The organism is Allobosea sp. GW823-FHT01F03, assembly GCF_058798075.1.
Map to the genome: position 1 here is coordinate 643,335 of NZ_CM179505.1, position 13,649 is coordinate 656,983.

At 68.0% G+C, this 13,649-nt stretch carries 12 protein-coding genes; 8 read left to right on the forward strand and 4 right to left on the reverse strand.

Features of this window, described 5'->3' with window-relative positions; genetic code table 11:
- The first annotated feature begins 96 nt into the window (after window positions 1–96).
- The 4 genes from sdhC to AC3RCC_RS03050 are packed head-to-tail and all read left to right on the forward strand — an operon-like array spanning window position 97 to window position 3,531.
- The gene (gene sdhC / locus AC3RCC_RS03035) at window positions 97–492 is read left to right on the forward strand and encodes a succinate dehydrogenase, cytochrome b556 subunit (RefSeq protein ID WP_291642412.1); all 396 of its coding nucleotides are present in this window, start codon (window positions 97–99) and stop codon (window positions 490–492) included.
- A gap of 10 nt (window positions 493–502) precedes the next feature.
- Window positions 503–895, forward strand: a complete 393-nt coding sequence (sdhD, locus tag AC3RCC_RS03040) for a succinate dehydrogenase, hydrophobic membrane anchor protein (RefSeq protein ID WP_291642414.1) — start codon at window positions 503–505, stop codon at window positions 893–895.
- Between the two features lie 3 nt (window positions 896–898).
- Window positions 899–2,731 (forward strand): succinate dehydrogenase flavoprotein subunit, encoded by a 1,833-nt coding sequence (gene sdhA, locus AC3RCC_RS03045; RefSeq protein ID WP_291642417.1) that lies wholly within the window; start codon window positions 899–901, stop codon window positions 2,729–2,731.
- Between the two features lie 14 nt (window positions 2,732–2,745).
- On the forward strand, window positions 2,746–3,531 hold the full coding sequence (locus tag AC3RCC_RS03050) for a succinate dehydrogenase iron-sulfur subunit (protein WP_066479300.1): 786 nt from the start codon (window positions 2,746–2,748) through the stop codon (window positions 3,529–3,531).
- Window positions 3,532–3,629: 98 nt separating this feature from the next.
- On the opposite strand, the gene AC3RCC_RS03055 is transcribed toward AC3RCC_RS03050, so the two are convergent.
- Window positions 3,630–4,868, reverse strand: coding sequence for an NAD(P)/FAD-dependent oxidoreductase (locus tag AC3RCC_RS03055; RefSeq protein WP_492257548.1), 1,239 nt, complete (start codon window positions 4,866–4,868; stop codon window positions 3,630–3,632).
- Window positions 4,865–5,659, reverse strand: coding sequence for a glutamine amidotransferase (locus AC3RCC_RS03060; protein WP_291642423.1), 795 nt, complete (start codon window positions 5,657–5,659; stop codon window positions 4,865–4,867). The genes AC3RCC_RS03055 and AC3RCC_RS03060 overlap by 4 nt, the downstream gene beginning before the upstream one ends.
- 215 nt (window positions 5,660–5,874) lie before the next feature.
- On the opposite strand from AC3RCC_RS03060, the gene AC3RCC_RS03065 reads away from it, so the two are divergent.
- The 3 genes from AC3RCC_RS03065 to AC3RCC_RS03075 are packed head-to-tail and all read left to right on the forward strand — an operon-like array spanning window position 5,875 to window position 10,924.
- On the forward strand, window positions 5,875–6,549 hold the full coding sequence (locus AC3RCC_RS03065; RefSeq protein WP_492257549.1) for a TetR/AcrR family transcriptional regulator: 675 nt from the start codon (window positions 5,875–5,877) through the stop codon (window positions 6,547–6,549).
- A 20-nt stretch (window positions 6,550–6,569) separates the two neighbouring features.
- Window positions 6,570–7,751, forward strand: a complete 1,182-nt coding sequence (locus AC3RCC_RS03070; RefSeq protein WP_492257550.1) for an efflux RND transporter periplasmic adaptor subunit — start codon at window positions 6,570–6,572, stop codon at window positions 7,749–7,751.
- An 11-nt stretch (window positions 7,752–7,762) separates the two neighbouring features.
- Window positions 7,763–10,924: an efflux RND transporter permease subunit gene (locus AC3RCC_RS03075; RefSeq protein WP_492257551.1), complete on the forward strand. Its 3,162-nt coding sequence runs from the start codon at window positions 7,763–7,765 to the stop codon at window positions 10,922–10,924.
- Window positions 10,925–10,967: 43 nt separating this feature from the next.
- On the opposite strand, the gene AC3RCC_RS03080 is transcribed toward AC3RCC_RS03075, so the two are convergent.
- A complete protein-coding gene (locus tag AC3RCC_RS03080) occupies window positions 10,968–11,492 on the reverse strand; it encodes a hypothetical protein (RefSeq protein WP_492257552.1) in 525 nt (174 codons plus the stop codon).
- Window positions 11,493–11,585: 93 nt separating this feature from the next.
- Window positions 11,586–12,491, reverse strand: a complete 906-nt coding sequence (locus tag AC3RCC_RS03085) for a DMT family transporter (protein ID WP_492257553.1) — start codon at window positions 12,489–12,491, stop codon at window positions 11,586–11,588.
- Between the two features lie 228 nt (window positions 12,492–12,719).
- Here AC3RCC_RS03085 and AC3RCC_RS03090 point away from each other — a divergent pair, with 228 nt between their 5' ends.
- Window positions 12,720–13,586 carry a LysR family transcriptional regulator gene (locus AC3RCC_RS03090; protein ID WP_492257554.1) on the forward strand — a complete coding sequence of 289 codons (867 nt, stop codon included), beginning with the start codon at window positions 12,720–12,722 and terminating at the stop codon, window positions 13,584–13,586.
- Window positions 13,587–13,649: the final 63 nt, after the last annotated feature.

The following is a 13,649-nucleotide window of genomic DNA, read 5'->3' on the forward strand; positions in this document are numbered from 1 at the left end:
TGCAGCAGAGGTCGGGTTTCGTTAGAGAGCCATTCACTCTAGAACGATACCAAGCGATCGTTCATTGGCGAGCTTGAAGGTTCGGGAGAGTTCAACTTGGCCGAGGTCAAACCGGCGGCGCGCCCGCTTTCGCCGCATCTGCAGATCTACCGCTGGTCCTGGACGATGGCGATGTCGGTCGCCCATCGCGCCACCGGGGCGGCGCTTTATGGCGGCACCTTGCTGGTCGCCTTCTGGCTCGTCGCCGCGGCGTCCGGCCCTGCCGCCTATGATACCGCGCAGGCGATCGCCGGCTCGGTGCTCGGCCGCCTCGTGCTGTTCGGCTACACCTTCGTGCTGCTCCACCACATGGTCGGCGGGCTGCGCCATTTCGTCTGGGACATGGGCCATGGCTATGATCCGCAGACCCGGATGAACCTCGCCAAGTTCAGCGGCCTGGTCTCCGGCGTCCTGACCTTGCTGGTCTGGATCGCCGCCTACGCCCTGCGCTGAGGAAACGCCGATGCTCTCAAACTCGTCGATGCGTACCCCGCTCGCCCGCGTCCGCGGCCTCGGCTCGGCCAAGTCCGGCACCGGACACTTCTGGCTGCAGCGCGTCACCGCCGTCGCCAACGTCCTGCTGACGCTGGCCTTCCTCTGTGTCGTGATCTCGCTGATCGGCAAGCCTTATGCGGCCGCCGTCGCGACGCTGGCCAATCCGCTGGTGGCGATCCTGATGCTGCTCTTCGTGATCTCGGGAGCGGTGCATATGCGCCTCGGCATGCAGGTCATCATCGAAGACTATATCCACAGCGAGGGCCTGAAGATCCTGGCCGTGATGGCCAACACCTTCTTCGCGATCGCGGTCGGCGCCGCCTGCGCCTTCGCATTGCTCAAGCTCTCGTTCGGAGGCTGACCCATGGCGATCACCCGTGGCCCCGCGCGGCCGGCCTATACCGGTCAGGCCTATCCGATCACCGATCACAGCTTCGACGTCGTCGTCGTCGGCGCCGGCGGCGCGGGCCTGCGTGCCACCGTCGGCTGCTCGCAGGCCGGCCTGCGCACCGCCTGCATCAGCAAGGTCTTCCCGACGCGCTCGCACACCGTCGCGGCCCAGGGCGGCGTCGCCGCCTCGCTCGGCAATATGGGCAAGGACACCTGGCAGTGGCACATGTACGACACCGTCAAGGGGTCGGACTGGCTCGGCGACCAGGATGCGATCGAATATCTCGTCCGCAACGCCCCGGCCGCGGTCTATGAGCTCGAGCATTGGGGCGTGCCTTTCTCGCGCACCGAGAGCGGCAAGATCTACCAGCGTCCCTTCGGCGGCATGACCACCGAATTCGGCGAAGGCCCGCCGGCCCAGCGCACCTGCGCCGCCGCCGACCGTACCGGCCACGCCATGCTGCACACGCTCTATGGCCAGGCGCTGCGCTACAATACCGAGTTCTTCATCGAGTATTTCGCCATCGACCTGATCATGGACGATGACGGCCATTGCCGCGGCGTGATCGCGCTCAAGCTCGACGACGGCACGCTGCACCGCTTCCGCTCGCAGCAGACCATCCTGGCGACCGGTGGCTATGGCCGCGCCTATTTCTCGGCGACCTCGGCCCATACCTGCACCGGCGACGGCGGCGGCATGGTGCTGCGCGCCGGCCTGCCGCTGCAGGACATGGAGTTCGTGCAGTTCCACCCGACCGGCATCTATGGTTCGGGCTGCCTGATCACCGAAGGCGCGCGCGGCGAGGGCGGCTACCTCACCAATTCCGAAGGCGAGCGCTTCATGGAGCGCTATGCCCCCTCGGCCAAGGACCTTGCCTCGCGCGACGTCGTCTCACGCTCGATGACCATGGAAATCCGTGGCGGGCGCGGCGTCGGCAAGAATAAGGACCACATCTACCTGCATCTCGACCATCTCGACCCGAAGATCCTGCACGAGCGCCTGCCGGGCATCTCGGAAAGCGCCAAGATCTTCGCCGGCGTCGACGTGACCCGCGAGCCGATCCCGGTGCTGCCGACGGTGCACTACAACATGGGCGGCATCCCCACGAACTTCCACGGCGAGGTCTTGACCAAGGTCGGGGGCGATCCCGATGCCGTGGTGCCGGGCCTGATGGCGATCGGCGAGGCGGCCTGCGTCTCCGTCCACGGCGCCAACCGCCTCGGCTCGAACTCGCTGATCGACCTCGTCGTCTTCGGCCGTGCCGCCGGGCTGCGCTGCGCCGAGACGGTCAAGGCCGGCGAGAAGCAGCCGGAGCTGCAGAAGAACGCAGCCGATCTCTCGCTGTCGCGCCTCGACAAGTACCGCAATGCCAAGGGCGGAACCTCGACGGCCGATCTGCGCGACCGCATGCAGCGGACCATGCAGAACAACTGCGCGGTCTACCGCACCGGCGAGACGCTGGAAGAGGGCCACAAGCTGATCCATGAGGTCTGGGGCGGCATCACCGACATCGCCGTGACCGACCGCTCGCTGATCTGGAACTCGGACCTGATCGAGACGCTGGAGTTCGAGAACCTGATCACCCAGGCCGTGGTGACCATGGATTCGGCGCTGAACCGTCCGGAAAGCCGCGGCGCCCATGCGCGCGAGGACTATCCGAACCGCGACGACAAGGACTGGATGAAGCACACGCTCGCCTGGATCGACGACGAGAAGCGCACCGTCACGCTCGACGACCGTCCGGTGCACACCTACACGCTGTCCAACGACATCGAGTACATCAAGCCCAAGGCGCGGGTGTATTGAGGACGATCTGACAGATGGCTGAATTCAATCTTCCTCAGAACTCCCGCCTGACCGAGGGCAAGGCCTGGCCGAAGCCGGCCGGCGCCAAGAAGGTCACCGAGTTCAAGGTCTATCGCTGGAATCCCGACGATACCGCCAATCCGCGCACCGACACCTATTATGTCGACCGCGAGGATTGCGGGCCGATGGTTCTCGACGCGCTGATCTGGATCAAGAACAAGGTCGACCCGACGCTGACCTTCCGGCGCTCCTGCCGCGAGGGCATCTGCGGTTCCTGCGCCATGAACATGGACGGCAAGAACGGGCTCGCCTGCACCACCGGCATCGACGAGTGCGGGTCCAAGGGCAAGGTCGCGATCTATCCGCTGCCGCACATGCCCGTGGTCAAGGATCTCGTCCCCGACCTCACCCGCTTCTACGCCCAGCACGCCTCGATCGAGCCCTGGCTCAAGACGACGACGCCGGCGCCGGAGAAGGAATGGTCGCAGGCCAAGGATGATCGGGAGAAGCTCGACGGGCTCTATGAGTGCATTCTCTGCGCCTGCTGCTCGACCTCCTGCCCGAGCTATTGGTGGAATGGCGATCGCTATCTCGGCCCGGCGGCGCTGCTGCAGGCCTATCGCTGGCTGATCGACTCGCGCGACGAGGCCACCGGCGAGCGCCTCGACGATCTCGAGGATCCGTTCCGGCTCTATCGCTGCCACACCATCATGAACTGCGCCAATGCCTGCCCGAAGGGGCTGAACCCCGCCAAGGCGATCGCCGAGGTCAAGAAGATGATGGTGGCGCGCCAGGTCTGAAGGCGGCCAGCGCTTCCGGTTCTCGATCAACGCCAGCCCCCGGGCTGGCGTTTTTTGTTGGCGTGATCCGCGCGGCAGCAATGAGGCGTGGGGGCGCCTCAGAGATACCGCCCCGGCGCATAGGGCTTCGGGTCGATCGGTGGCGTTTCGCCATTGAGCAGCGCCGCGAGCAGTTCGCCGGTCATCGGGCCGGTGGAGAAGCCGAGATGCTGGTTGCCGAAGGCGAGCCAGAGGCCCTGATGCCCGGGCGCGGCGCCGATCATCGGCAGCGAATCCGGCAGGGTCGGCCGGGCTCCGCGCCAGGTCTTGCCGCGGATCGCGCCGAGCGGGAAGGCTTCGCGCGCGCTCTGCGTGACGCTTTCGATCTGGCGCAACTGGTCGGGCGCGTCGCGCCGGCTGAGGTCGACGCCGCTGGTGACGCGGTAGCCCTCTTCCATCGGCGTCATGAAATAGGCCGCGTCGACGTCATAGACCGGCCGGCTCAGACGGGCGCCGTCGCTCGCCGCGAAATGGCGGTGATAGCCGCGCTCGACATCGAGCTTGGGGTCGAGGCCGAGCGGGCGCAGCAGATCGGCGCTCCAGGGGCCGAGCGCGACGACGACGTCGCCGGCTTCGTGGAGGCGCTGCGCAGTCTGAACCCGCCAGAGCGTGCCCTCCCGGCGAAGTGCGGTGACTTCGTCCTGAACGAGCGTGCCGCCGCGGGCGACGAACAGGGCGGCGTAGCCGGCGGTGACGGCGCCGGGCGAGTCGACCGAGCCATTGGCCTCGATGAACAGGCCGGTCGGGAAGATCGGCCTCAGGGATGGCTCAAGGGCGGAGATGCCCTGCCGGTCGAGGATCTCGGATGCGATGCCATGGGCCTGCAGCAGGGCCTGTTCGGCCCGGGCCGCCGCGAGCCCCGCCTCGCTACGCCAGAGCTTGAGCGTGCCGGTCTCGCGCAGGCGATGGCTGATGCCGGCCTGCTGCATCAGGGCGCGGTGCAGCGTGACCGCCGTCGCGGTCAGCCCGTCCATCGCCGCGATCCGGGCCACGGCCTGCGAAGGCCGGGCTTCCCAAAGAAAGCGTAGCATCCAGCCCGGGCTGGTCAGCACGCGGCGCCAGTCGAGATGCAGGGCGGGATGGCGGTTGCCGAGATAGCCCGGCAGCTTGGCGTAGAGCCCGGGATTGTTGAGCGGCACCAGCGAGGAGCGGCCGATCACCCCGGCATTGCCATAGGAGGTCTCGCGGCCGGGCTCGCGCCGGTCGAGCAGCGTCACGGCGAAGCCGCGCTGCTGCAGGGCGAGCGCGCAGGAGACGCCGACAATGCCGGCGCCGAGGACGAGGATGCTGCGGCTCATGTCGATGGCTCGGCGGTTTCCGGCTGTTTCAGCCAATGGTCGAGGAAGGCGTCGAGCCAGCCGCGGACGGCCGGGTCGTATTGGTACCAGCCGTCGAGATGCTGCTGGCGCAGTTGCGCGCCCGGCATCAGCGTGCGCTCATGGCCGCGGACGGACCAGCGGCACATCATGGCGGGCGTCACCTCGGGGTGGAACTGGATGCCATAGGCCCTCTCCCCGGCGCGGATCGCCTGCACCGGGAAATCGGATCCGGTCGCCAGGCATTCGGCTCCGGGCGGGCAATCGAAGCCTTCGCGATGCCATTGATAGACCGTTCCGGGCCAGGCGAAGCCGGCGGCGTCCGCATGGCTCCTGCCAATTTCGGTCTGGTCGAGTCGGTAATAGCCGACCTCGGCTCGGCCCTGCGGATGAGCATAAACCGCGCCGCCGAGATGACGGGTCAGCATCTGGGCACCCAGGCAGATGCCGAGAAAGGCGGCGTTCTCCTTCAGGCAGGTCCCGATCCAGTCGATCTCCGCCTTGACGAAATCGTCGGGATCATTGGCGCTCATCGGGCCGCCGAAGATCACCGCGCCGGCATGGTCGCGCATCGTCGCGGGAAGAGGGTCGCCGTAGCGCGGCTTGCGGATGTCGAGGGCATGGCCACGCTCGACCAGCAACCGACCGACCCGGCCTGCGGTCGAGTTCTCCTGATGCAGGACGATCAGGACGGGTTTCCTGGTGGCAGGCAGGTCGTCGAGGCGCGTTCGCAGCCGGCGCCGGGGCGGGAGGCGAAAGGACTGGTCGTTCATCGCGGCGGTCGGTCGCGTCCCCGAACTCTCGGCATGGCCAGATGCGGGGGGAGAATGCGGCTTCGGGCCGCCAGCGGCAAGGGGGCAAGCGACATGGCGGCCATGGCGCCGTCGCACGGGGAGCATGCGCAATGCAATCTGACGCCGTCGTTTACCAGACATACAACCATTGGCCGTATTCGCAGTTGACAGCCGGGTTGCGTTGCGACATGAGAATGAACGTTCATTCTCATTTATTTGGCCGTGCCTTGTCGCAGATCGCAGACCAGCTACCGGCCGAACGCGGCCCGTCCGAGCGCCATATCCGCATTCTTGACGCAGCGGAGCGCGTCTTCGCGCGCTCCGGTTTCCATGCCGCGACGATGAACGATGTCGCGCTCGAGGCCGGCATGAGCCCCGGCAATCTCTATCGCTATTTTCCGTCGAAGGACGCGATCGTCGCCGGTATCGCCGAGCGCGACCGCAGCGAGATCGCCGCCGATTTCGCCGGGCTCGACCCGGACAAGGGCGGACTGCTCGACCAGCTCGAGGAGCTCGGCCGTTTCCATCTCGTGCACAAGCCGCGCGAGAAGGCGATCATCGCCCTGCAGATCTGGGCGGAGGCGGCCCGCAATCCCCAGATGGCGCAGATGTGCGCGAGCATTGACGGTACGGTCGAGCAGGGGGTGACTGCGGCGGTCGCGGTCGCCCGCGAGAATGGCGAGCTGCCGGTCAATCTCGATCAAGCGCGCTTTCTGCAGGCGATCTTCATGATGGCCGATGGCTTCTTCTGCCGGCGCGCCGTCGACCCGGAATTCGACGCCGCCGCCGGCGCCGAGACGCTTTTCGCCGCGATGCGCGGTCTGGCGCAGGTCCTGCTGCTGCCGCCGGGCCAGGACGAGCAACCATGAACGCGCAAAGAGCCGCACCCATGCCCAGCTTCCGCAAGACCCTCGCCGCGCTGTCCTTCCTCGCCTCCGCCGGCTTGCCGGCGATCGGGCTGGCCCAGGCGCCGGCTGCCGCGGCCGTGCAGCCGACCCAGGCCGGGCCGGCGATCACGGTGACATCGGCCAAGCGCGACGAGATCGTCCAGAGCGTCGTCGTCTCCGGCTCGATGATCGCCCGCGACGAGGTGATGGTGACGCCCGAGATCGATGGTTTCGTGATCACCGAGCTCTTGGCCGAGGAGGGCGATCGCGTCGCTGCCGGCCAGGTTCTGGCGCGGCTCTCGCGCGTCAGCCTCGATGTCCAGCGCAGCCAGAACGACGCACAGATTCAGCGCGCCGAGGCGGGCGTCGACCAGGCCAAGGCGCAGATCGTCGAGGCCGAGGCCAATCTCGTGCAGGCGAACAACGCTTTCGAGCGGACGAAGTCCCTGCGCGACAGCGGCAATGCCAGCGTCGAGACCTATGATCTGCGCGCCACCGCCGCCCGGGCGGCGCAGGCGCGGCTGAACTCGGCCAAGCAGAACCTGGCGATCATGTCCGCCGATCTCGCCCTGGCGAAGGCGCAGGGCAAGGATATCGACGTCAAGCTGGCACGCACCGACATCAGGACGCCCAAGGCCGGGATCGTCAGCCGCCGCAATGCGCGGCTCGGCGCCATGGCCGCGATGGCGTCGGCCGAGCCGCTGTTCAAGGTCATCGCCGACGGTGCGGTCGAGCTCGAGGCGGAGGTTGCGGAAGTCGAGATCCCCGGGCTGAAGCCGGGCCAGCGCGTGACGGTGACGCCGGCGGGTGCGGCCCAGGTCCTGGAAGGCGAGATCCGGCTGATCGCGCCGGAGGTCGACAAGGCCTCGCGGCTCGGGCGAGTGCGGATCGCGCTCAAGGGCAATCCGCCGGTGGCGATCGGCTCCTTCGCCCGCGGCGTGATCGAGACCGGCCGCAAGACCAGTCTCGTCCTGCCGCTGTCGGCGCTGACCTATAGCCGCGGCGGGGTGACGGTGCAGGCCGTCAAGGATGGCAAGGTCACGACCAAGTCGGTCGAGCTCGGGCTGATCGGCAATGGCCGGGCCGAAGTCCTTTCCGGCCTCGCCGAGGGCGAGAGCGTCGTGGCGCGCGCCGGCACCTTCGTGCGCAATGGCGACGTGATCACGCCGGTCATGACGAATTGACGAGCCCGGCCATGAACATCAACTTCTCAGCCTGGTCGATCCGCAAGCCGGTTCCGGCGATCCTGCTCTTCGTCGTGCTCTGCGTGCTCGGCCTGCTCTCGTTCTCGAAGCTGCCGGTGACGCGCTTCCCGAACATCGACGTGCCGCTGGTCTCGGTGACGGTGACGCAGTCCGGCGCGGCGCCGGCCGAGCTCGAAAGCCAGGTCAGCAAGCGCGTCGAGGACGCGGTCGCCAACATCACCGGCGTCAAGCATGTGATGTCGACGCTGACCGACGGCGCCTCGACCACGTTGATCGAGTTCCGCCTGGAGACCGATACCGACCGGGCGGTCAACGACGTCAAGGACGCGATCGCCAAGATCCGGGCCGATCTGCCGCGCCAGATCGACGAGCCGGTGATCCAGCGCATCGATGTCGAGGGCCAGTCGATCCTGACCTATGGCGCGGCATCCGCCGGCATGACGCTCGAACAGCTCTCCTGGCATGTCGACGACGTCGTCGCGCGCGAATTGCAGGGGCTGAAGGGCGTCGGCCGGGTCGAGCGCTATGGCGGCGTCGATCGCGAGATCAGGATCTCGCTCGATCCCGACCGGCTGCTCGCGCTCGGCGTCACTGCCGGCGAGGTCAACCGCCAGATCCGCGCCACCAATGTCGATCTCGCCGGCGGGCGCGGCGAGGTCGGCGGCCAGGAACAGGCGATCCGCACGCTCGCCGGCGCGCGCAGCGTCGCCGAGCTGGCCGAGAGCAAGATCCAGCTCACCGGCGGGCGCGAGGTCCGCCTGAAGGAACTCGGCCGCGTCGAGGATTCGAACTCGGAACCGCGCGCCTTCGGCCGGCTCGACAAGCAGCCGGTGGTCTCCTTCGCGGTCTTCCGTTCGAAGGGGTCGAGCGAGCTCTCGGTCAAGGATGTGGTCGCGGCCAGGATCGACGAGCTCAACAAGCGCTATCCCGAGATCGCGCTGAAGCCGATCGACGACGCGGTCTCCTACACCCATGGCAACTACAAGGCGGCGATGGAGACGCTGCTGGAGGGCGCGGCGCTGGCCGTGCTCGTCGTCTTCCTGTTCCTGCGCAACTGGCGCGCGACGCTGATCACCGCGGTCGCTCTGCCGCTTTCCGCGATCCCGACCTTCTGGGCGATGGAGATGATGGGCTTCTCGCTCAATCTCGTCAGCCTGCTCGGCATCACCCTGGTCACCGGCATCCTGGTCGACGACGCCATCGTCGAGATCGAGAACATCGTCCGGCACATGAAGATGGGCAAGTCGCCCTATCGCGCCGCGATGGAGGCGGCCGACGAGATCGGCCTCGCGGTGATCGCGATCACGCTCACCATCGTCGCGATCTTCGCGCCGGTCTCGTTCATGGGCGGCGTCGCCGGCCAGTATTTCCGACAGTTCGGACTCACCGTCGCGGTCGCTGTGCTGTTCTCGCTCCTGGTCGCGCGCCTGATCACGCCGATGATGGCGGCCTATCTGATGCGGCCGATGGACCATCAGGAGCCCAAGGACGGGCTCGTGATGCGCGGCTATGTCGGGTTGCTCAAGGCGACGCTGAAGGTGCGCTATCTGACGCTGGCCATCGGCTTCGTCTTCCTCTGGGGCTCGATCCAGGCGACGTCGCTGCTGCCGACCGGCTTTATCCCGGACGAGGACACGGCGCGCGTCGTCGCATCGGTCGAATTGCCGCCCGGCTCGACGCTGGAGGACACCCGGATCACCTCCGACAAGATCGTCGACAAGCTGCGCGAAATCCCGGAGGTCATCCGTGTCTTCGTGCTGGGCGGGGCGTCGCCGACCGGACAGCGCGAGGTTCGCCGCGCCGCGGTCTTCATCATGCTGCAGCCGAAGGCCGAGCGTGCCATCCCGCAAAAGGAACTCAAGGTCACGATCGCCGAAAAGCTCGCCGCGGTGCCCGATGTCCGCGCCTGGTATGTCAACGAGCGCGGCGAGCGCGAAATGGCCTTCTCGATCCTGTCCAAGGACGGGGCGGCGCTCGATGAGGCAGTGGCCCGGATCGAGGCGCGGATGCGCAAGGTCGACGGCTATCTCAACGTCGCCACCGCCGGGTCGCTGAGCCGGCCGGAGATGCGGGTTACGCCGAAGCTCGAACAGGCCGCCAATCTCGGCGTCACGCCGGAGGCGATCTCGGAGGCGATCCGGGTCGCGACCATCGGCGATATCGGCGCCAATCTCGCCAAGTTCAACGCCGGCGACCGGCTGGTGCCGATCCGCGTCCAGCTCGACGAGCAGGCGCGCACCGATATCCGTAACATCGCGGCGCTGCGCGTCACCAATGTCAACGGCGTCTCGGTCCCGCTCACCGCGGTCGCCGAGATCGGCTTCGGCGAGGGCCCGTCCTCGATCGACCGCTATGACCGCGTCCGCCGGGCCGCGATCGGCGCCGATCTGAAGCGTGGCTTCGAGCTCGGTACCGCCCAGGAGACCTTCAACAAGATCGTCGCGGAGGTCGGGCTGCCCGAGGGCGTGCGCATCGCCGCGACCGGCGATGCCGAGATCCAGGGCGAGGTCGTGCAGGGCTTCATCACCGCGATGACGACCGGCCTGATGCTGGTGCTCGCCGTGCTGATCCTGCTGTTCGGCTCGGTCTTCCAGCCGATCACCATCCTGCTCTCGCTGCCGCTCTCCTTCGGCGGCGTGGTCATCGCGCTGCTCGCGACCAACAATCCGGTCTCGATGCCGGTCTATATCGGCCTCCTGATGCTGATGGGCATCGTCACCAAGAACGCGATCATGCTGGTCGATTTCGCGGTCGAGGAGGTCGGGCGCGGCAAAGACCGGATGACGGCGCTGATCGAGGCCGGCCGCAAGCGGGCCCGGCCGATCGTGATGACCACGATCGCCATGGCGGCCGGCATGCTGCCCTCGGCCTATGGTGTCGGCGATGGCGGCGAGTTCCGCTCGCCCATGGCGATCGCGGTGATCGGCGGGCTGATCGTCTCGACCGTGCTCAGCCTCGTCTTCGTGCCGTCCTTCTACACGGTGATGGACGATCTTGGGCGCCTGCTGGCCTGGGCCTTCGGCCGCTTTTTCAGCAAGGCCGAGGACGAATCGACCTGGGAGCCGATCCACGATCCCGAGCATATGCCGGGCGAAGCCAGCGCCAAGGCGATGGCCGGCAAGCTCCCCTCGCCGCGACTGGCGGCGGAGTAGAAGAACAAGGGCCTGCCTCCGGGCGGGCTCTTTCTTTTGCGCGTCACTCCTCGCGCAAGGCGAGGTCGAGATTCTGGCCCTGTCCCGGCTTGCTGCCGCGCAGCGTCAGGGCGATGCCGCCCTGCCGGCGGGTGATGGTCAGGGTCGCCGGCGGGTTCGGCCGCACGCTCTCGGCGGTTTCGGTGAAGGCGAGGGTCAGACGCTCGCCCTGGCGCCGGCCACCGAGATCGGCCACGGTCCCCGTGCTCTCGCGAAAGCTGCCGGCATAGCGCCCGGTCGCCGGATCGTGCCGGAGCTCGATCCGGATCGCGGTGCTGAAGATCAGGGCGGTGCTGCAGCTGCCGTCGAGGCTGAGCCGCGCGCCCTGCTGGTCGCCATCGAACCGGCATTTGAGCGAGCGTCTGCTTCCGCCGGCGCTCTGAAGCGTGCCAGTGCCGCTGAAGCGGCCCTCGAGCGCGTTGAGGAAGCTCGCTTCACCCTCGCCGGCCTCGGTCTGGGCCGCCCCGGGGCGCGCCAGCAGCAACAGGGCGGCTGCGACGCAGGCCTTCGCCATCGGATGTCGTGCCATGACAGCTCCTCCTGCCGGCTAAACGCCGGAGGAGCGGTTTGGATCGGTCGACGATGAAAGCGTGAAGCGCGCGGTCTCAGGCGAAGCCGAATCTCAGCCTTTCCGGACCATCAGCACGGCGGCCAGAATCGCGACGCCGCCGAAGGCCTGAGCAGGGGAGGGCTGCTCGGCGAAGATCGCCCAGGCGGCGAGCACCGAGACCAGCGAGGGCCAGACCATCACCAGCGAGGTCGCGTTGGCGCCGTAATGGCCGAGCGCCAGCGTGATCAGCCCTTGGCCCATGGCATGGGCGATCAGGCCGAGCGCCGCGACGGCGAGCCAGCCGGTCAGGCTCTGCGGCAGGATTGTCTCGCCGAGAGCCAGAGCGGCGGCGAGGCAGAAGACGGCGCAGATCGCCGTCGAGATCAGGCCGATGCGGCCGGCATCGGCGCGGTTGCGGGCGCGGCGGACGGCAAGGATATAGGCGGCATAGGAGAAGGCTGCGCCGACGGCGAGCGTGTCGCCGAGCAGGGAGCCGGCAGCGGGTGCGCCGGTGAACTTGGGCAGCACCAGCATGCCGGCGCCGCCCAGCGCCAGCAGCAGGGCGCCGAGGATGCGCCGCGTCGGGCGCTCGCCGAAGATCAGCCAGCCGCCGAGGATGACGCCGACCGGCGAGAGATTGCCGAGCAGCGAAGCGTTGGCGATCGTCGTGTGCAGCAGCGCGCCGTTATAGAGCGTGACGTCGACGCCGAAGGCGACGCCGGCGATGGCGATTGGCCAGAGCGCGCCCGGGCCGCTACGCGTTGCGCCGGCGCGGCGGCCCTCCAGCGCCATCCAGGCCGCGAGAACCGGCAGCGCGAAGACCATGCGCCAGAAGCCGGCGGCGGCCGGCCCGACATCGGCGAAGCGGACGAAGATCCCGGAGAAGCCGATGCTGGTCGCGCCCAGCATCAGAATGAGGAACATGGCGAAGGCCGGCGAGGCCGGACGATCGGACAGGGAGAGGCCGGGGGCGGACATGCTGGTTTTCGGATGCGACAAGACGACGAAACGCCGTCATTCCGGCCGCAGCGAAGCGGAGTGCCGGAAGCCATCGTAGAGTGACCCTTACGAGGGATTTCGGCGCTGCGCGGCTTCGCCGCTTGTCCAGAAGACGGCTGATCTACGGAGGCCCGTGTACACCGCTTCCAGCGATCGGAAAAATGGATTATTTTGATTCATCTATAAGCGTTTCCGATGGAAGGTCGCATGTCCGCCCATCTCGATCTCGACGCGCTCGCCATGCTGGTCGCGGTCGCTGAAACCGGTGGTTTCACTGCCGCCGGACAGCGGCTCGGCAGGACGCAATCGGCGATCTCCGGGCGCATCCAGGATCTCGAGGCGACGCTCGGCAGGCAGTTGCTGGAGCGGTCGCGCCGCGGCGTCACGCCGACCGAGGCGGGCGAGCGGCTGCTCGCCCATGCGCGCCGCCTGCTCGCGGTCGAATGCGAGGCGCGGGCCGAGCTCGCCGGCGACAAGGCCTCGGGGCGGCTGCGCATCGGTGTGCCAGACGACTATGTCGACGCCTATCTGCGGCCGCTGATCATGCGCTTCTCGGCCGAGCATCCGCGCGTCGAGCTCGAAGTGCATTGCGAGCTCTCGAAGCGGATCGAGCCGGCGGTCGCAGCCGGCGAGCTCGATCTGGCGGTGATCACCCAGGATCCTGGCCGGCCCAAGGGCGAGCGTCTCAGGCGCGAGCCACTGGTCTGGGTCGCGGGTCGCGGCCACCGGCCGGAGCTGGACGAAACCCTGCCGCTTGGCCTGTTCAATGAGGGCTGCCGGGCGAGGCCGCGCATCCTGGCGGCGCTCGAGGCGGCCGAGCGGCCGCACCGGCTGGTCTTTTCCTCCTCGCACATGGCCGGGCTGCTCTCGGCGGTCGAGGCCGGTTTATGCGTCACGGCGATCACCGAGAGCGCCGTGCCGACCGGGCTGCGGCGGCTCACTCCGGGCGATGGGCTGCCGGCACTGTTCGAGCTTTCGGTGGCGCTGCTGATCGCCCCGGGGGCGGGGCTCGCGGCCCGGCATTTCGCGCAGGCGCTGCGCGAGGCGATGACGGCGCCGACGCTGGCGGTTTGACTCGCTGTCTCCACCTTCATGCTCGCCCTTGTGGCGAGCATCCATGTCTTGAACGTCGCGTTG